Origin of the sequence: Mycobacterium sp. RTGN6, from assembly GCF_033804605.1 — a bacterium.
In the GTDB taxonomy this organism is placed as follows: Bacteria; Actinomycetota; Actinomycetes; order Mycobacteriales; family Mycobacteriaceae; genus Mycobacterium.
In genome coordinates, this window is sequence record NZ_JAPZKZ010000008.1 from 56424 (window position 1) to 75295 (window position 18872).

18 protein-coding genes are annotated in these 18872 nt (G+C 60.8%); 15 read left to right on the forward strand and 3 right to left on the reverse strand.

Annotated features, from left to right (window positions below):
* The first annotated feature begins 287 nt into the window (after positions 1-287).
* The 8 genes from SLQ33_RS20030 to SLQ33_RS20065 all read left to right on the forward strand — a co-directional run bounded on the left by SLQ33_RS20030 (position 288) and on the right by SLQ33_RS20065 (position 10235).
* Positions 288-1286 (forward strand): acyl-CoA dehydrogenase, encoded by a 999-nt coding sequence (locus SLQ33_RS20030; RefSeq protein WP_319455913.1) that lies wholly within the window; start codon positions 288-290, stop codon positions 1284-1286.
* Positions 1270-2454, forward strand: coding sequence for an acyl-CoA dehydrogenase family protein (locus SLQ33_RS20035; protein ID WP_319455621.1), 1185 nt, complete (start codon positions 1270-1272; stop codon positions 2452-2454). The genes SLQ33_RS20030 and SLQ33_RS20035 overlap by 17 nt, the downstream gene beginning before the upstream one ends.
* 53 nt (positions 2455-2507) lie before the next feature.
* Entirely contained in the window at positions 2508-3362 is an 855-nt protein-coding gene (locus SLQ33_RS20040; RefSeq protein ID WP_319455622.1) for an enoyl-CoA hydratase/isomerase family protein, read from the forward strand.
* A 47-nt stretch (positions 3363-3409) separates the two neighbouring features.
* Positions 3410-3778 (forward strand): nuclear transport factor 2 family protein, encoded by a 369-nt coding sequence (locus SLQ33_RS20045; RefSeq protein WP_319455623.1) that lies wholly within the window; start codon positions 3410-3412, stop codon positions 3776-3778.
* A gap of 115 nt (positions 3779-3893) precedes the next feature.
* Positions 3894-5495, forward strand: a complete 1602-nt coding sequence (locus tag SLQ33_RS20050; protein ID WP_319455624.1) for an AMP-binding protein — start codon at positions 3894-3896, stop codon at positions 5493-5495.
* Positions 5496-5563: 68 nt separating this feature from the next.
* Positions 5564-6814 (forward strand): cytochrome P450, encoded by a 1251-nt coding sequence (locus tag SLQ33_RS20055; RefSeq protein ID WP_319455625.1) that lies wholly within the window; start codon positions 5564-5566, stop codon positions 6812-6814.
* Entirely contained in the window at positions 6811-8661 is a 1851-nt protein-coding gene (locus SLQ33_RS20060) for an NAD(P)/FAD-dependent oxidoreductase (RefSeq protein ID WP_319455626.1), read from the forward strand. Before SLQ33_RS20055 ends, SLQ33_RS20060 begins: the two co-directional genes overlap by 4 nt.
* Before the next feature lie 443 nt (positions 8662-9104).
* A complete protein-coding gene (locus tag SLQ33_RS20065) occupies positions 9105-10235 on the forward strand; it encodes a cytochrome P450 (RefSeq protein WP_413467680.1) in 1131 nt (376 codons plus the stop codon).
* A gap of 466 nt (positions 10236-10701) precedes the next feature.
* Here the strand turns inward: SLQ33_RS20065 and SLQ33_RS20070 are convergent, their stop codons facing one another.
* The 3 genes from SLQ33_RS20070 to SLQ33_RS20080 all read right to left on the reverse strand — a co-directional run bounded on the left by SLQ33_RS20070 (position 10702) and on the right by SLQ33_RS20080 (position 12892).
* Complete coding sequence (locus SLQ33_RS20070; RefSeq protein WP_319455628.1) at positions 10702-10839, reverse strand: hypothetical protein; 138 nt, start codon at positions 10837-10839, stop codon at positions 10702-10704.
* A gap of 172 nt (positions 10840-11011) precedes the next feature.
* The gene (locus tag SLQ33_RS20075; RefSeq protein WP_319455629.1) at positions 11012-12085 is read right to left on the reverse strand and encodes a dihydrodipicolinate reductase; all 1074 of its coding nucleotides are present in this window, start codon (positions 12083-12085) and stop codon (positions 11012-11014) included.
* Between the two features lie 18 nt (positions 12086-12103).
* The gene (locus tag SLQ33_RS20080; protein ID WP_319455630.1) at positions 12104-12892 is read right to left on the reverse strand and encodes an SDR family NAD(P)-dependent oxidoreductase; all 789 of its coding nucleotides are present in this window, start codon (positions 12890-12892) and stop codon (positions 12104-12106) included.
* A gap of 310 nt (positions 12893-13202) precedes the next feature.
* On the opposite strand from SLQ33_RS20080, the gene SLQ33_RS20085 reads away from it, so the two are divergent.
* From SLQ33_RS20085 to SLQ33_RS20115, 7 genes are all read left to right on the forward strand, one after another.
* A complete protein-coding gene (locus tag SLQ33_RS20085) occupies positions 13203-13832 on the forward strand; it encodes a TetR/AcrR family transcriptional regulator (protein ID WP_319455631.1) in 630 nt (209 codons plus the stop codon).
* Positions 13833-13870: 38 nt separating this feature from the next.
* Positions 13871-14614, forward strand: coding sequence for a hypothetical protein (locus tag SLQ33_RS20090; protein ID WP_413467676.1), 744 nt, complete (start codon positions 13871-13873; stop codon positions 14612-14614).
* A gap of 206 nt (positions 14615-14820) precedes the next feature.
* On the forward strand, positions 14821-15423 hold the full coding sequence (locus tag SLQ33_RS20095) for a TetR/AcrR family transcriptional regulator (RefSeq protein WP_319455632.1): 603 nt from the start codon (positions 14821-14823) through the stop codon (positions 15421-15423).
* 180 nt (positions 15424-15603) lie between these two features.
* Complete coding sequence (locus SLQ33_RS20100) at positions 15604-17136, forward strand: MorD protein (RefSeq protein WP_319455633.1); 1533 nt, start codon at positions 15604-15606, stop codon at positions 17134-17136.
* A gap of 23 nt (positions 17137-17159) precedes the next feature.
* On the forward strand, positions 17160-17963 hold the full coding sequence (locus SLQ33_RS20105; RefSeq protein WP_319455634.1) for a CbbQ/NirQ/NorQ/GpvN family protein: 804 nt from the start codon (positions 17160-17162) through the stop codon (positions 17961-17963).
* A gap of 13 nt (positions 17964-17976) precedes the next feature.
* Positions 17977-18108, forward strand: coding sequence for a hypothetical protein (locus SLQ33_RS20110; protein WP_319455930.1), 132 nt, complete (start codon positions 17977-17979; stop codon positions 18106-18108).
* Entirely contained in the window at positions 18105-18851 is a 747-nt protein-coding gene (locus SLQ33_RS20115) for a hypothetical protein (RefSeq protein ID WP_413467675.1), read from the forward strand. Before SLQ33_RS20110 ends, SLQ33_RS20115 begins: the two co-directional genes overlap by 4 nt.
* The last annotated feature ends 21 nt before the right edge of the window (positions 18852-18872 follow it).

The window sequence follows — 18872 nt, forward strand, 5'->3', positions numbered from 1 at the left end:
GCTCCTGTTCAGCGATTGACGTTGATACTGACGATGCGGCCCTGCTGAGGGCGCGGGGTGGACGTCCGAGCCGGCGCAGCGCACCGCGATGCATCCGGTGGCCGACCCCTACTCCTGGCGACCCTTCTTTGCCATTGTCATTTTCCAAGCATCACCATCGGCAATAGTTCGGTACTCAGTGATGCTGCTACTCGCCCATGATGATTGTCAAGAAACTGCGCACGTTGACTTTCGTAATAGGAGAACGTTATTCTCGCCTGACACCTTCGACGGAGATGGGGCCGGAGTTGCTCTTAGAACTCGACGATGACCAGCGCTTTTGGCGCGAAACGGTCCAGGAGGCAGTGTCTAAACAGTGTCCGTCGTCCCTCGTTCGGCAGATCGCTGAAGGTGGCGCCGACGCTGGCCAGCTGTGGAAGTGGTACATCGATCAGGGTTGGACGGACCTCGTCAGCACGGAGAATTTCATCGAGCTTGCCCTCGTGCTCGAGGAACTCGGGCGCGCGAGCGATCCGACGCCTTACTTGGCGTCAATGACTCAGTTCGCACCTTTGGTCGGCGACCGGTTCGACCCGACGCGCGTCGGTGCCGCGGTGCACGCCGGCGTCACCGCACACCGGAACCCCGAGGGTTGGGTTCTCGACGGTACGGCTCATTTCGTTCTTGACGGAGACCGCGCGGACCGGCTTGCAGTGGTCACTGCAGCCGGAGTGTTCGTCGTCGACGCCAGTGAGGTGATCGCTCGTCGGGTCGCTGTCTTCGACCCCGTCCTGCATGTGGCGGATCTACGGTTCGATGACGTGCGCGTCGCCGAAGAGGACCGCGTCACCGCCGACGCCGAACGGGCCTTACACATTGCGCTCACCGGGATGGCGATCACGACCGTCGGCGCGTGTCAACGCATCGTCGACCTCACACTGGAACACCTCAAGCAGCGCTACCAGTTTGGAGTCCCGATCGGCTCGTTTCAGGCGCTGCAACACAAGGCCGCGGACATGCACGTGGCGATCGAGCGGGCGCGGGCCTTGTCATACTTCTCGGCTCTGACCATCGCCACTGACGATCCACGTCGCCGCCTGACCGCCATGATGGCCAAAGCCGCAGCGGGCGAGGCTCAGTCACTGGTCGTGCAGCACGGCATGCAGTCCTTTGGCGCAATGGGACTCACCTGGGAGAACGATCTGCAGTTCGCCATCAAGCGCGCAAGAGCAGGGGAACTGATGTTGGGCGGCGCTGCAGAGCATCGCGCAGTTATCGCAAAGGAGTACCGTGCAGCTGACTTTTGATAACGATGTCGAATCGTTCCGGGCTGAGTTCTCGGCGTTCCTTGACGACAACCTGCCGACCGAAGCCGAGACATTCGAGCGTCCGCGGTCGGTCTCGCATATGCCAACGTGGGCCCGGAAGTGGCAGCGCCTGCTGTTCGACGAGGGCTGGTTACTCCCCGCGCAGCCGCCGGAATTCGGAGGACGCAACGCGACCGTACTGCAGCAATTCGTCCATCTCGATGAACTGTGTCGACGACGCATCTTCCACAGTTTCAACCCACAGGGTGTCAATATCGTTGCAGCCTCGCTGATCACGTTCGGTACCCCCGAACAGAAGCAGCGCTGGGCGTTGCCGGTGCTTCGGGCCGAGATGACCGCCTCACTCGGAATGAGTGAGCCCAGCGCGGGTTCCGACCTTGCATCACTGCGAACGCGCGCCGTCCGCGAGGGTGACGAATTTGTAGTCAACGGGCAGAAGGTATGGACGTCGGGCGCCCACGACGCCGACTTCCTGTTGGCATTCGTTCGAACCGACCCGGATGCCCCCAAACACAAGGGAATTTCAGCGCTGATCATTCCGACCGATACCGAGGGCGTGGTGTGCCGACCGTTCCCTGATGTCGCCAATCAAGACAACCTCGACTTCAACGAGGTGTTCTTCACCGACGTCCGAGTATCAGCTGAGAATCTCGTAGGAGGGCTGCACCAAGGATGGCTGGTAGCCAATGGGTCACTCGGGCACGAGCGCACGATGATGTGGCTCATGCTGGCCGACCGGATCGACAATCTCATGGCAGACTGCCGGCCCCGCACCGATGTCGAACGCGATCGGTTCGCGTCGACAATCATTGACTACCAAGCCCTTCGGGCGATGGGATCAGCAGCACTAGGACGTGCCGCGCGCGGTGAAATGGACACCGCATCAATTTCCGTGCTCAAGCTCTTCGGCTCTGAAGCCGAGCTGCGCGCAGCAGACCTCGCACTGAGTTCGGTGGGCATTGACGGCCTGCGGCATCCGGTGACCGAGCGCTATGAGCATATGAATCCCGACGAGTACTTCGCCAGCAGGTTTGAGCGATATACGCGTGGCATCGCGGCAACCATCGCCGGCGGGACGTCAGAGATTCAGCGCAACATCATCGCGCAACAAGTACTTGGTCTTCCGCGCGGGCCGAAGCGCGACTGATGACGAATTGCCATCGGTGACGGTGACGGTGTCGGAGACGGACAGGAGGACTCGTGGTTGACGCGCAGTGGGCTGCGATGACCTGCATCCAGGTGAAACGGCGGGCGAGCATCGTCGAAGTACGCCTGAATCGGCCCGAGAAGATGAACGCGATCAATAGCACCATGGAAAAAGAGTTCTATTCGGTCCTCGCGGACTGCGATCGTATGGACGATGTCAGGTGCGTTGTGCTCACCGCCGAAGGCGCCAATTTCTCATCAGGTCACGATGTCCAACAAGTGGCTGCCGAGACCATCGGTGGGCAGGCGCCGGCGACGATTCAGGACAAATATTGGGTGCATACTGGCGACCTCCTCCCACCGTGGCGCTTCTCCAAGGGGCTTGTCGTCGCCGCCAAAGGTTATGTCGGACCTCATGCGAACACCTTTTTGCTCGCCGCCGACATAGTCATCGCGGCGGACAACTCGCGCTTCAGTTGGGAAGAATCTCGGGTCGGCGTCGGTGCACCGTACGGCCCCTATGCACTCATGCCCTTCCACTTCCCCATCCGTGTCATGAAGCAGTTGTGGATGACGGGCGGATGGCTAGACGCGGAGACGGCACATCGATTGTTCTACGTGAACAGAGTCGTCGCGCTCGGCGAGGAAGAGGCCGTGGCGATGCGTTTCGCGATTCAGATAGCACGGATGGAGACCGGCGATCTCGTCGCCAACAAACGCGGCACACACCGTCTCTACGAAGCGGCGGGGCTCTCCGCGATGGTTGATGTGGGTCGAGATCCATATGTTCCCAGCGCGGAAGCGGCGGTCGCCAAAGAACATCATCTCCGCCTGATTCACGAGAAAGGTGTGAGAGCCGCTGTACGCGAACGTGATACCGGCTGGGATGAAGAAGTAAGCAAAGTATGAATGCTTGATCCCGGCGCCGCCACCTGATACTGCGAGAAGGGACCGAAATGTCAGACACCAACGCAATTGTCGCGGCCATCAACGCGCACTGCGAAACGCTGAGTGATTTTGACAAGGATGGCTGGCTGGCTCTTTGGGCTGACGACACAGTTCTGGAAGACCCCGTGGGGGTGGATACCTACACCGGTATCGAGAGTCTGCGCACGTCGTTCTGGAAGTTGGTCACCGACCTCTCCCCGATGAAGCTATGGCTCGAGCGCGACGTGATCGTCTGCGGCAACGAGGCCATCGCCATCCTGCAAGGCGTGGTGACCCGTGAGGGCTCAATGCAACACGTCGGCCCCCTGGTGGATCACTTCACCTTCAACGAGGCCGGAAAGATCTCGATGATGCGCGCCTTTTGGAAGTACGCGTGACTTCACCGTGAACGGACCGAGCGCGTACGCGACCAACCCCGTACCTGGAGCACGCGCAGTGCCTGGGAGCTCTGACCTGCATTCACGAGAAACGCTGCCTGCCATCGTCAATCGCATGGCTGAGGCGGATCCGCACAGGGAGTTCGTGCGAACGGTGCACGGTGCATCAGCGACGTGGGCGCAACTCCAAGAGTCGATGATTCTCTGGGCAGCTCGGTTCCTTGCGCTAGACGTGAAACGGGGCGACGTCGTCGTGACGCTCCTCGACGCGGGGCTCGACTCATTGGCCGCTTGGCTGGGCCTTTCGAGCATCGGCGCTACTGATGCCGCGACGAACCCGGAATTTCGGGGCCGCATGCTCGCCTACGCGATCAACAACTGCAGTCCGACGCTAATCGTCGTGGCGGCGCAGTACGTGCCGTTCGTCGACGCCGTTGCGGCGGAACTACAAACCGTCAAGCGCGTACTAGTTCTGGATGCTGACGTACATGACGTCGCGCACAGGTCGCAGTTGCCTGGCCTGACGCAGCCGCAGGCACTTCGGCCGGACATCGCCGAGGCGCAGAGGCGGATGTGTAACCCCCAGATGCACGAAATCGCGTGTATTACCTACACATCAGGTACCACGGGACCCTCCAAAGCGGTCAAGTTGCCATGGGGACAGCTGCATTCGATCAACCTGGGGACATTCCCGTTCGAGGACCTCGCGCCATCAGACGTCTTCTATTGCACTACCTCGCATGCACATTTCGGGTCCAAGTCGATCCCGTACCACGCAGCCATGGCCGGCGCTCGGGTCGTCATCAGGTCGCGGTTTGCCCTCAACAGCTTCTGGCAGGATGTCTCCGAGTTCGGCGTAACGACTGGCATGCTCGTCGGATCGATGGCGGATTTGTTGCTGAGCTCTCCCGAAAGCCCTTCGGGCAACACGTCGCTCAAGAATCTCTTCATGGCTCCGCTCGGCTCTTGCTATGAGCAGTTCAGCGGGAGATTCAACACCCGCATCTGCACGGTCTACAACAGTACTGAGGGTGGCGTCGCGATCCGGTCAGGATGGAACCCGACGAACGCACGCACCGTAGGTCGCGTCCGGGAGGGCTATCCAGGGTTCGAGGTCCGACTCGTGGACGAACATGACATTGAGGTTCCCGACGGGATGCCCGGCGAATGCATCGTCCGTGCCAACGTGCCATGGGTGATGAACGCCGGCTACCTGAACAACGACGCTGCGACGGTGGCCGCTTGGCGCAACGGGTGGTTCCACACCGGCGATGCGCTCATCCGCACTCCCGACGGCGACTACGTCTTCGTCGACCGCCTGAAGGACGTCATCCGGCGCAGGGGTGAGAACATCTCGTCCTTCGAGGTCGAAGCCGACGTGCTGCGAAATCCGGAAATCCTCGAATGCGCCGCGGTGGCAGTTCCGGCCGACACCACCGAAGACGAGATCCTGCTGTTCGCGGTGAAGCGTTCCGGATCCTCGATCGGCCCGCAGGAGCTGTGCGCGGAGCTCGAGACCCGCATGGCGCGTTTCATGGTGCCACGCTATGTCGAATTCGTGGACGAACTGCCGAAAACCCAAGCGACTCAACGCATCGTCAAGGCCGACTTGCGTCAACGGGGTACAGGGCCCCACACGTGGGATAGAAAGAATCAGGGGTACCGCACTTCCAGCGAGTGCGATGTCCAACGAGAGATGTCAGAGGACAGATCATGACGACAGATAGGAATACTTCGACTGCCGGCTGTCCGGCTGGCGGAGAGCGGCTGGAATCCCTTGCGGGAGTGTCGTTCATCGACCCGGCTATTCAAGAGAAGCCTTTCGCCTACTACCGCGCTCTTCGCGACGGCGACCCGGTGCACTTCGAGGAGGACCTCGGGATGTTCCTGGTGTCGCGACACGAAGACTTGATGGCGGTGCTTCGAGACCCGATCGTCTTCTCCCAAGAACTCGGCTATTACCGGCAGATGGCTCACGGCCACCTTGACGAGATGAAGGACATCCTCATACGCGAGGGGGGCGGGTTCTTCCCGGACGTCGCGAACATCGATCCACCGCGTCACACCCGCGCGCGCCGTCTGCTGTCGCAGGCATTCGGCAGGCTGCGTATGAAAGCTCTTGAACCGCAGTTCGAGCGGCTCGTCGATGAGCTCATCGACGGATTCGTCGAGCGCGGTGAGGCGGACGGCTTGCACGATCTCGCCTTGCCGATGGCGATCGCCTTCAGCATGCAGCAATTGCAGGTCGACGATCTCGACATGAGCACGATCAAGCGTTGGGGCAGTGCCTATTTGTCGCAGTTCAGTCTCACGAACACACGTGAGGACATGATCCGGGCGGCTCACGACCTCTGTGAAATGCAGAACTACCTGATCGAACTCGTCCGGAGGCGAATGCACGCTCCAGAAGACGACATGCTCTCAGACATCATCAGAGCAGACACCTCCGACGAGGAACCCCTCAGCTTCGAGGAGTTGGTTGCAACCGCCCGGGCGCTTCTCATCAACACCCACGACTCGATGTCGACGGCGTTCACCAACATCCTTTTCAAGGTCGCGACGGACCCCGCGATCGCCCAGCACTTCTATGAAGCTGCCGACGACGATTCGCGGATGGGGCGCTTCATCGAGGAACTCATGCGGCTCGAGCCGCCGGTACGGGCATTGTCTCGCGTGACGACCAAGCCGGTGACGCTAGGCGATACACAGCTTCCGGAGGGCGCGCACCTACTCATCCTCTTCGCATCCGCAAACGACGATGAAGCGGTCTTCGAGTGTCCGCGCCAGTTTGATTCGGGTCGGGTCAACATCCGGAAGAGCCTGACATTCGGAGCCGGTGTTCATCTGTGTTTAGGCATCGCACTGGCCCGTATGCAACTTCTGGTCGCGGCGAGGCAAACAGCAAAGCGGATGGGGGACATCAGCTTGGCTATACCGATCGAAGACATTCGTTACCTACCGAACGCCGCTCTGCTAGCGATGGAACGTCTTCCCCTCGTGTTCACGCCGCAGGGCACAGAAGGGCTGGACAGATGACCTGCGATCCCACCATGGTGCCTGCCCCACATGAGGTGGACATCCCGTCGCTGAGAAACAAGTACCGAGAGGAGCGGGATCGCCGGCTTCGTCCTGATGGCCAGGAGCAATACGACGCCGCATCCCAGAAGACGGAGGCACTCGACTTCAGCGACCCTCACATGGCTCGGTCGTCGCGCCGTGCCCTCAGCGACGACGTCGACGTTGTGGTACTTGGCGGTGGTTGGGCCGGTGTTCTCGCCGGGTACCACTTGCGACAGGCCGGTGTGACGGACTTCCGAATCATCGAGCAGGCAGGCGATTTCGGTGGCGTGTGGTACTGGAACAGATACCCTGGTTTGTCGTGTGACAACGACTCCTACTGCTATCTTCCGCTGCTGGAGGAGATGCAGTTCTTTCCCTCTAGGAAGTTTGCCGACGGGCTCGAGATTCGCGAGTATTGCCAAAGCGTCGCAAGAAGATTCGAGTTGTATGACGGCGCGCTGTTTCATACGTGCGTCAACGCGTTGCGGTGGGACGAATCGATCAAACGGTGGCGCGTGACAACGGATCGTGGCGATGATCTGCGAGCGCGATTCGTCATCATGGCCATGGGTCCGATCAATACACCGAAGGTGCCACGTGTAGCGGGACTGGAGAATTTCCAGGGCAAGATGTTCCACACCGCCCGATGGGATTACGACTACACCGGCGGGAGCCAGCACGAACCGGTCCTCGACCGGCTGAGCGACAAACGAGTGGCAATCGTAGGCACGGGCGCTTCCGCCATTCAAGCAGTTCCGTTCCTGGCCAGATACGCCAAGCAACTCTACGTGCTCCAACGCACTGCTTCGACCGTAGACGAGCGCATCAACACTCCTACCGACGAATCTTGGCTTGCGACATTGAAGCCCGGTTGGCAGCGCGAACGTCAGATGAACTTTCACCATGCCGCAATCGACGGTTTGTCCCCGGGCGAACAGGATCGGATCTGCGATATTTGGACAGAGCTCAACAGGAACCTCTCGGCTGAGTTCGATGAATCAGGCTGGCCGCAATCGCCTGACGAGTTTCTTGCCACGCGCGAGGTGATGGACTTCCGCGTCATGGAGCGGTTGCGAGCGCGCGTTGATGCTGTGGTGAAGGACAAAGAGACCGCCGCGATTCTCAAACCCTGGTATCGGCACATGTGCAAGCGACCTGCTTCGAGCGACGAATTCTATCCGGCGTTCAATCGGCCGAACGTACGACTCCTCGACGTCTCTCCCACGCGCGGCGTGGAGCGCATGACGAGCCGGGGCTTCATGCACGAGTCTGCCGAACATGAGATCGACTGTTTGATATTCGCGAGCGGCTTCGAGGTGACCAGCGACCTTCAGCGAAGGTGGGGAATCGACAAGATCTCCGGCCGCGGTGGTCAATCCTTCTACGACCATTGGGCACACGAGTTTCGGACCTTGCACGGCGTGATGACCCACGGATTCCCGAATCAGTTCTTTGTCGGCTTCTTCCAAGGCGGATTCAATGCGTCGACGACGGAGACATTCAACAACCAGGGCCGCCACATCGCATGGATCGTCAGCCAAGCACTCACCCGCGGTGCTCGGACCGTAGAGCCGAGCAGGGCAGCGCAAGACGCGTACGTCGACCACGTCCGCGAAGTCGCCGTCGACACCTCCGCGTTCATCCGAGATTGCACGCCAGGATATTTCAACAATGACGGACAAGAAGTCGCGGACGAAGAGGGTGAGCTGCGGCCACGGTCCTATACCGGCGAGACATACGGCTTGGGGTATTACGCGTTCGAAAAGCTTTTGGAGGACTGGCGTTCCAAAGACGACCTGTCCGGGCTGGTGGTCGAAACGTGACTCACGAATCAGTCACGACATCACCCTTCCGGCCCGTGGGTCCTCTGCATCCCCTGTCGGTTGAGCGCCGTAGCAGTCAAGGCTGATATGCCGCGTCAGTAGCTCGACCGCACGGCGCCCGTTCAGCGGTGCGGCTCACCGCTGGTGTTCAGATCGATCAACATGCAACGGAGGACAAGTAGTGGAACCAGAGCACGAACTGACGTTGGGCCAGCGGGCCAAAATGGGGATTCAGGCCTCAGCCGCGGTCGCCCGCAATCCCAAGGTGTTGATCGCGCTGGTGAAGTACAAGCTCTCCGAGCGGAACCAACGACGGGGACAGCCTGACCCCACCAATTCAACTGATCGCATATAGAGGGGCGAATTCCGTGACAGTCCATACCACCCGCGACGAGCTCTACTTCGACCCATACGACGTCGAAATCAACGCGGACCCGTATCCGATGTTTCGCCGCCTACGCGAAGAGGCGCCGTTGTACTACAACGCGCAGCACGACTTCTACGCATTGAGCCGGTACGACGACGTCAACAGAGCACTGGTCGACCATGACACCTTCAGTTCGGCACGGGGTGCGATCATCGAGCTGATCAAGGCTGGCATCGAAATCCCCCCGGGCACTGTCATTTTCGAGGACCCGCCGATCCATGACATGCACCGCAAGCTGCTGGCCAGGATGTTCACCCCCCGTAAGATCAACGAACTCGAGCCCAAGATCCGCGAGTTCTGCGCGCAGAGCCTGGACCCACTGGTCGGTGCGGGACGATTCGACTTCATCACCGACTTCGGCGCGCAGATGCCGATGAAGGTGATCAGCTCGCTGCTCGGCATTCCCGAAGACGACCAAGAGATGATCCGCGACTACGGTAACGCGACGCTGCGCACCGAGGCCGGTAAACCGATGGACGCCGCCGCCGAAGGCATGCTCACGGGCGGCATCTTCGAGGCATACATCGAATGGCGCGCTGGCCACCCGTCCGACGACATCATGACCGAACTGCTCAACGTCGAATTCGTCGACGAGACTGGTACGGTCCGACAGCTTCGGCGCGAAGAAATCTTGGTCTATCTCAACGTGGTGGCCGGCGCAGGCAATGAAACCACGACCCGGCTCATTGGTTGGGCCGCCAAGGTGCTGGCCGAACATCCCGATCAAAGGCGCGAGCTAGTCGAGAACCCCGCGTTGATTCCCAAGGCCATCGAGGAGATCTTGCGTTACGAGCCGCCCGCCCCGCATGTTTCCCGCTATGTCACTCGCGACATCGACTTGTACGGAGAGACCGTGCCGGAAGGCAGTGTGATGATGCTGCTGGTCGGCGCCGCCGTCCGCGATGAGCGCCAGTTCCCGCCGGACGGTGATGTGTTTGACATTCATCGCGAAGCGCGCCAGCACCTGTCCTTCGGCGTCGGTACGCATTATTGCCTCGGCTCGGCCCTGGCCCGGTTGGAAGGCCGGATCGCCCTCGAGGAGATGCTGAAGCGGTTCCCCGAGTGGGACGTCGACATGGACAATGCGTCGCTGTCTCCGACGTCGACCGTGCGCGGCTGGGACACCATGCCCGCGATTGTGCGGTGACCTACGCCCGGGACGCACTGAAGACCTCGCAGATCGCGCTCTTCACGGGTACGAACGAGGACGCCGATCGATGGCTTTCCCGGATCGGAGATGGCGGAGTTGATCGTGAGCCTCGAGGACGAATGCTGGAACCGAGCGCGCGGCGTTCTGTAGTGGGTGCCTGGTGACCGCTACCGATCTGTATGGCATTGGTGGACAACCATAGTCGGCGCACGGCAGCAACTCCACGTCGTCGATCTGAAGTGCGGTGGCCTCGTCACATCGCAGCTCCGCAGAACGAACACACACCGTGGTGCGCCTCGATTGTTTCCACGCAATCAATCGGACGGCGGTAAGGTTACTGATGCAAGTCATCGAATTCTGGAGCTGCGGGGATCCCCACGACCGGTTCCGTGGAAAGTAGGATGTTTTGAGTACATTCGTCCCCCCGACCGCGCGCCAGGCCAAGTGGATGACCATCGGTGGACTAGGTCTTGTTGGACTCGGCATTGCGCGCGTCGTGGCGTTCCTTAATCATGGCGGACTGATGTTCCTTCTGCTCGGCGCATCGTTCCTCGTTCTCGGCGTCGCGTCGGTACTCGGATCGATATACCGGATTCGTCACGGAGACAGTGCGGAGTCGACCCGAGAGGAACGCAGCGATCCGACTGAGCAAAAGCCCTCGGCATAACGACAACGCGCGCTTGCGGCCGAGGGACCTCTGGTGGATCAGATTAAGAACGATCGGACGGTTCCGTCACACCAATCGATCTGGAGTGCTCAACCTCCGGACGACATCACCACATCAAGCCGCGGATGACCTCTGCCTGTGGAATCTGCTCGATCGAGATCAATCCTGCTGGGGCGCTGCAGATCCAGTCGATCACGTTGACGACTCGCGCTGCGGTCGACACGCACCCGGCATCGGTGGAATCAAGCTCCGGGTGGGAGACGTGCGTGTTGAGCTCGACTCTTGGATCTCCCTCGACGACGACACGGTGGACGCCCACTTGGTTGTCGGGCGGAAATGGCCATTCAGGTGCGGCGACAGAGGTGAGCCGATTGATGTGCTCCATAGTTATCACCGGAACCCCGTCGCGCACGCCCTCTGCCGCGAACCGGGCGGCGGCCATCTGTCCGGGCTCGACAATCGCCATCTTGCATTCGATTCGTTGCTCGGCGTACCACGGCTCGGCTCGTTGACGAACCTCGTCGAGGGTGATTCCCAATTGTTCGGCGAGGTTGCGCACGGGCCCACCCCACATGCTCGTGATGACACCGGGCAAGAACAACATTGGCGTCTCTTCATCGGGCGTCATCCCGAAACCCATTGACTTGCCGGTGAACTCGTAGTCGTCGTAATTGGCATAGTCAAAGATCTCTTGTACCGTGACCGACTCCGCGCGGGTAACCAGGCTCAAGGCGCTGTGCACTTCGGTGTCGCCCGAGTAACCGGGGTCGATGCCGTTGACATAAAGCGAGGAATTTCCTGCCGTGCAAGCCTGTTCCAACGGCGCCAGTAGCCAATCGTCAGCCTGGCGAGGAGCTACCAGCCACACCATCGACGTGGCCACGACATTGATACCCGCGGCGAGGAACATGGACATCTGCTCGAGGGCTTCCATCGGCCTGGTCTCGCCCTGTGCGGTATAGACGACGCAATCGGGCCTTAGCGCTATCAGTGCGTCGATGTCATCTGTGGCGATGATGCCCGACGGGTCGGTCAGTCCACACAGTTCGGCTGCGTCGTGCCCGATCTTGTTGGGACTGGCGGCGTGCACCCCGACCAACTCCAGATCCGGCCGGCCGATGAGCGCGCGCAGCGAGTGGCGCCCCACATTACCGGTCGAAACCTGTACGACTCTTCGCATTTCGTCTCCGTTTCAGCCCTAGTAGTCGGGAATCGGCAGCGGCGAGTTGTTCGATTCGATGCCTCCGTCCACGTGGAAGATCGCGTTGGTGGCGTAGCAATCCCGCGTGGCTAGGTATACACAGAGCCGACCGAGGTCCTCGACGTCGCCGAGTCGATGGAGTGGCGTGGCTTCATTCATCTTCTCCACAGATCCGGGCATCAAATCCAAGCTGCCCTTCAATCCATCGGTGGCGAACGAACCGAGGGCGATGGCGTTCACCCGAATCTTGGGAGCCAGTTCCTGAGCCATTGCCCGAGTGAGCGCTTCCATTCCTCCTTTGGCCACGCAGTATGCAGTGAGCGCGCGGATACCGAAGCGTGCCGAGCCTGATGAGATATTCACGATCGATCCGTGCCCAGCTTCGAGCATGTGTGGCGCCGCAAGCTGGCTCATGATGAAGGCCGACGTGACGCACCAATCAAAGGTGTGTCTGAAATCCTCGTCGGTGATGTCCAGGAAGCGTGCGTAGGTGGACCCGCCCACGTTGTTGACGAGGATGTCGATGCGCCCGAAGTGATCCATGGCAGTTCGGACGACGCGCTCGCCGTCAGGCCGGCTCGTGGCGTCAGCGACCATCGCCAATCCCTTGCCCCCGGCCTCCTCTATGCCGTCAATCGTCCCGACGATGTCGGACTCGGTCCGCGCGGTGCCGACGACAGTTGCCCCGGCTTCGGCCAGAACTCTTGCTATGCCTTGGCCGACACCCTTGCCTGCGCCGGTCACGATTGCGACTTGTCCGCCCAGATCGAACTGCTCCAGCGCCACACGAACTCCTTCGCAAACTCACGTGACCATGTCGGCTTCATCTAACGTACCTAATTGACCTACGTCAATGACCGAAGTCTGGCTCGATGACCAAGCATGGCTTTGAAACAGGCACGGCTGGCCCTCGAAACGAAGGCCACCCTCGTCCAAGGTCGCCGCCATGGGAGTTTTCAACAGTTACACCCAGCAAAGGTGCCATATCGAGGCCCGACTGCCCCTGAATCGGCCGCGCTAGTCCGTTTCGCGATACTGTCGTGGAAATCCACTGCTGAGACTCCCGATGAGTCGAACAAGAGTGCAAAGGACAGGGATGGCCGTAACTGACGGTTCCTCGACGCGCGAGACCAAGCGGCTACAGACGCGGGAGCGCCTGTTGGGCGCCGCCATCGCCGAGTTCAAGCGCTCGGGTATGGCAGACGCCGACGTCGGAGCGATAGTGACGGCAGCCGGCGTCGCGCACGGGACGTTTTTCTTTCATTTCCCAACGAAGGAACATGTGCTCCTCGAACTCGAGCGCCGAGAAGAAGAACGCATCGTCAAACAGTTCAACCAGTTCCTGAAGACGCGCCGCGGCCTGTCAGACGTGCTCGAGGAATCCGTGCGGTTGGTGCTGGGGTTGGAGCGCCGACTTGGCGACGTACTGTTCAAGGACTTTCTAGCCCTCCACTTTTCACAGACCCGCCCCCCTCTGGAAGATGGCAACGACCACCCTGTGATCGTCCTGGTCGCCCAACAGATCGAGCAGGCGCGTGATCGGGGCGATATCGATCCGAAGATCGACCCGATGAACAACGCGGTGTTCTTCTTGCTGGGGCTTTATGCGCTGTTGGTCACCACGCTCGAATGGCCGACGCGCCGCGCCCTGGTCGATGACTACGTTTCGAAGACGATGCGCAGCATGGAACCGCCAAGCACGACCAGACGGGCTCGTCCCGCATAGCAATCGCCGACTGTGGGTGCTTCGGAATAGGGGGTCCGGTGAACCTTCGGAGATCGACGGCTGTCGTCCCACCTGCGAAGACGTATGCGGCAACGTCACCCGCCGATACGTTCGCCAGTGGCCTTGACGAACACATGGAGGCATCGCGGCTTGCCCAACGGCAGGCTGACAAGTGGCTCATCTCGGGCAGCCTCCTGATCGGCACCGCCGCCCTGGGCATCTTCGGACTTCCCCTCTTCCTACGGGGCGTCTGGCTCCTACGCAAGGCTCAGCGGGGCGGGTTGACGGTTCGGCCGATGTTGGTCACGCTGCTCGGATATCTCGTGATCATCGATGCCGCCATCAACACTGTGGGCTGGGCGCTCGACCTGGTGGCCAACCACACGATCCTGGCTCGAATCCTGTTGAACGGCTGGGGCGCAATGTTCGACGGCGGGTACTTCTGGCACTACAACGAGCTGTGGCTCGGCGGTGCTGCCGGCCCGGGCGAGAAGGCCATGGAAGTCGGGATGATCCTCACCGTCTTCACCATGCGAATCGCCGCGGCGATCGGCTTCCTGCAGATGAAGCGCTGGGGCCACCAGTGGATGATCATCACCTGCTGGATGGGCGTGCTCATCTGGTGCGTTTACGTGTTCAACATGACCATGTACGCCGATGTGCGTTTCGCAGGCGTCATCCTGCCCGTGGTCGGTTGGTGGCTCTACGACATCTTCTACATCACCCCGTTCTTGGCGATTCCCTATCTGCACACGGTGAATCGCGAGCTCTTCTCCGATTGACCCGTGTCCTACGAGTTACTTAGAGGCCGCCGGCTTCTAGCCAGCACAAGCGGCTTCAGCTAACCAAGAATCTCAATTGATAGCGCTGCAACCACTGCGGATCCCACCGTGCGTGCCGGTTCCATCCTCTCGATCACGCGCTAGAGGCGGGGTGCACATGCTGAACTGTTGTTGACTTAGGTCAGTCATTGGATTACAAAGAAGCGATGGCGTCACAAGTCAGGCACTCCGTGCGGGGAGCACGTCGGGAGCAGACGCGCCAGCGGATCCTCGGCGCGGCCATAGCCGAGTTCAAGCGCTCAGGAATGGGCGCGGCGGATGTGGCGGCCATCGTTGCCGCCGCTGGGGTCGCCCACGGCACCTTCTACTTCCACTTCCCCACCAAAGAGCACGTCCTGCTCGAGTTGGAGAATCGCGAAGAGGCCCGCATGGCAACCGAATTCGCGAGGTTCTTAGGGGAAGACCACGATCTCAAGGCCACGTTAACGAAGGTGGTCCAGCTCGTCACGGGACTGGAGGAACGTCTCGGTGCCACATTGTGCAAGGAACTACTGGCGCTGCACTTCTCGCCATCGCGTCCGTACGCTGACGACTGGACCGATCATCCGGTCGTCGTGCTGTTGGTTCGCGAGCTCGAGCGCGCGCGGCGAGACGTAGTGGTCCATCCGGACGTAGACGTTTTCTTCACTGCGACCTTCTTCCTTCTCGGCATCTACGGCGTGCTGACCACCACCGACAGCCGCGGCTCACGCGCCACCTTGCTGACTGGCTTGATAACCACGGCGATGCACGGCTTGGGTGCTCGATGACTACCGCGTGCACGGATAAACCGACAAGAAAGAGGTCTAAACATGGACTGGGTCTTCGAGATTCTTCGCTACGTCTTCGCATGGGGCGGGGTCGTCCTGATCATCTGGTTCTGGTACTGGCTGTTCTCCAACATCGGCACCTTCTGATCACAGCCGAGTCGCCTCGCCGGGACGCACGCCATGGTTGAGCTGACGGATGCCCATGCGATGGCGCTTGAGCGAAGTTGCTCCTTGACGGCAGTTGCGCTGAGCGGACAACGCCGGGAGGGAGTGCGATTGGTGACAGGCGTCAATCGCGAGTTCGGTCTGAGTTCGAATCTTGATTTCGTGTACGTGCCTTACCCCCAAACCGAGCGGGACTGGAACCGTACGACCGTGACTTGCGCTGTGGCGGTGCAATGTTCGCCGTCCAAAGAACGAGTGCTGGAGTATCGACTTCACCAACTGTCCGTACGTGAGCTCATTGCTCTCACCCTCGTCGAGGCCCGCGTCGCCATGGGCTGGATCGCTTCGACCTGGCCCGGGCTCACCCCCGAATTGCGACGCGTCATCACAGACTTCGAGACCCTGCCGGGTGACCTGAACGCCGACGACATGCTCAATCGCGCGATAGCCCTGGCGCGTACGAAGCAGCCCCTCGTCCTACATCCCCTGATGGGCAAATTGCCCGCAGCGCACACGTCGCCGCAACAGATATCCGACAAGCTGCGCCGCACGCTCGGCAGACTGCCGTGGACCACGAACCAGAAGCGGAAGCCAGGAGCACATACCATGCCCGCCGGTGGCGACGGAGGCGTCCGCAACACCAATCTGCCCCCACCCAGTCGTCCCCATGAGAACGATCTCGACGTCACCCCGGAGCACCGGCCAGGCATCCCCTATCCCGAATGGAACGCATGGACGACGAGCTTCATGCCGAATCACGTTGCCGTGCTGGAACACACCCATTCCAGCCGTACCAACCGGCCGCCTGCCGCCTCGGCGGAACTACAGAAATGGTTCCAGCAGTGCACTCATCGCGCCATGAAGAACCGTCTCGAAGACGGGTCGGATCTGGACGTAGAGCAGTACGTAAGTCACTACATCGACTTGACCACTGGCGAAGCGATCGAACCCCGGATCTTCCGCGAACTGTTACCCAGCAGTCGCGACGTCACCACAGCCCTACTTCTCGATGGCAGCTCTTCGTTGGGCATCCATGGGGGCAAGATCTTCAAGCTCGAATTGGCATGCGCCGACGCGCTGTCGCGGGCGATGACACTCGCGCGCGAACGTCACGGCATCTTCGTCTTCACCGGTAACACGCGACACCGGGTCGAGGTTTCTTGCCTCAAGGACTTCCCAGACCGACGGTTCGTCCCGCCAGGCAGCCTTGGCCTGTCGACGGGCGGATACACCAGACTGGGTGCTCCGATCCGGCACCTGACCAGTCGGCTGTTGGCGCAGCCATCCGAGCGCCGTCTGCTCATCGTCATCGGCGACGGCTTGATCTCCGACGAGGGATACGAGGGCCGGTACGCCTGGTCTGACGCGGCGCACGCCGTCGAGGAGGCCAACGAAGCAGGCGTCTCCATCTACTACATCGGCGTCGGGCCCACTCGCGTCGATCCGCTACCAGAAGTGTTCGGACCCCGCCGCTCCCAACGTATCCGGCGGGTCGAGGAACTGCCCCGGGTACTAGCCAGCGTTCATCGCGAACTCGTAGGCGCATGACCGACCAAACACATGGAGAAGAATTGAGCACCGACATCTATTACTCGAACGGCAAGGAAGTCCAGCTGTTCGAGCAAGCGCACCAAAGGCGCCTTCCTGTGATGCTGACGGGCCCTACCGGATGCGGCAAGACGCGTCTGGTGGAGCATATGGGGTCACTGTTGGGGCGGCCGGTGGTCACGATCAGCTGCCATGACGATCTCACCAGTTCAGACCTCGTCGGCCGATTCATGGTGACCGGCGGCGACGTCGTGTGGACCGATGGGCCGCTAACCCGCGCCGTCAAAGCGGGGGCGATCTGCTATCTCGACGAGGTCGTTGAAGCCCGCCACGATTCGTTGGCCATCTTGCACTCGTTGACCGACCATCGCCGCGCGCTGTATCTCGATCGTGCGGGTGAGATTGTGCAAGCGCCCGACTCGTTCATGCTCGTGTGCTCCTACAACCCTGCCTATCGCAGCTCGCTGAAGGAGCTCAAGCCATCCTTCCGCCAGCGCTTCGTCACGCTGCCGATGCGGTATCTGCCAGCCGACCGCGAAGCGGAGGTGATCGTCGCCGAATCAGGCATCGAATTGGCCAGCGCGCGTCGGCTTGTCAACTGCGCCACCGCTATCAGGACCGCTGACGCGGCGTTTCATTTTGAGCCACCGTCAACTCGCGTCCTGGTCACCGCAGCGCAGCTAATCGTAGTCGGGGCTACGGAATTGGAAGCGGCCGAGGCGTGCGTCCTGGCTCCGCTTTCCACCGACGGCGCGATCACCGACGGCCTGCGTGAGGTCGCCATTGCCAGTCTGGCAGCTACGGACAACTCGAGCGCACCACTCTAGGAAGGAACGGAACATGGTGGATCAAAAAGAACGAAAGCGCAAGAGAGCGCTGATCATCTTCCAGGTGGTCATCTACGGATATCTGCTGTTGATGTTCTCCATTCAGCTATACATGTCCTTCGCACGCGGGTGGTGGGATCTGTGAACATCCCTCTGGCTGATCGCTTTTCGCGGACCAAGCGGGCTGCTGTACCGAAAGGCACCTTGAAACCCAGCAGCTCCGGCAGTCTCGAAGAGCATGACGAGGAATCACGGCTCGCACAACGCCGCGCCGACAAGTGGATGATCATCGGCGCCGGCCTGATGGGATGCTGGGCGCCCGGGATCTTCGGGTTCCCGATCTTCATGCGTGGCATCTGGCTGCAGCGGCAGGCGGCGAACGCGGGTCTTACCATGCGGCCCATGATCGTCACACTGATCGGCTACCTGGTGATGATCGATGGGATGCTCAACACGCTGGGTTGGGGCCTAGACTGGCTCGCCAATCACACGCTGATCAACCGCGTATTGACGGCCGGTTGGGGCTACCTGTTCGACGGCGGGTACTTCTGGCACTACAACGAGCTCTGGCTCGGTGGCGCCGCCGGGCCGGGTGAGAAGTCGTTCGTGTTCGGCTTCATTCTCACCGTGTTCGCGATGCGCGTGGCTGCCGCTATCGGGTTCCTCCAGATGAAGCGCTGGGGCCACCAGTGGATGATCATCACCTGCTGGATGGGTGTGGTGATCTGGGTTACCTATGTGTTCAACATGACGCTCTACGCAGATGTCCGATACGCAGGCACCATTTTCCCGGTCGTGGGCTGGTGGATCTTCGACATCTTCTACATCACGCCCTTCTTGGCGATTCCCTACCTGCACACGGTAAATCGCGAAATCTTCTCCGACTGAATTGGCCTAAGGAGCACGATA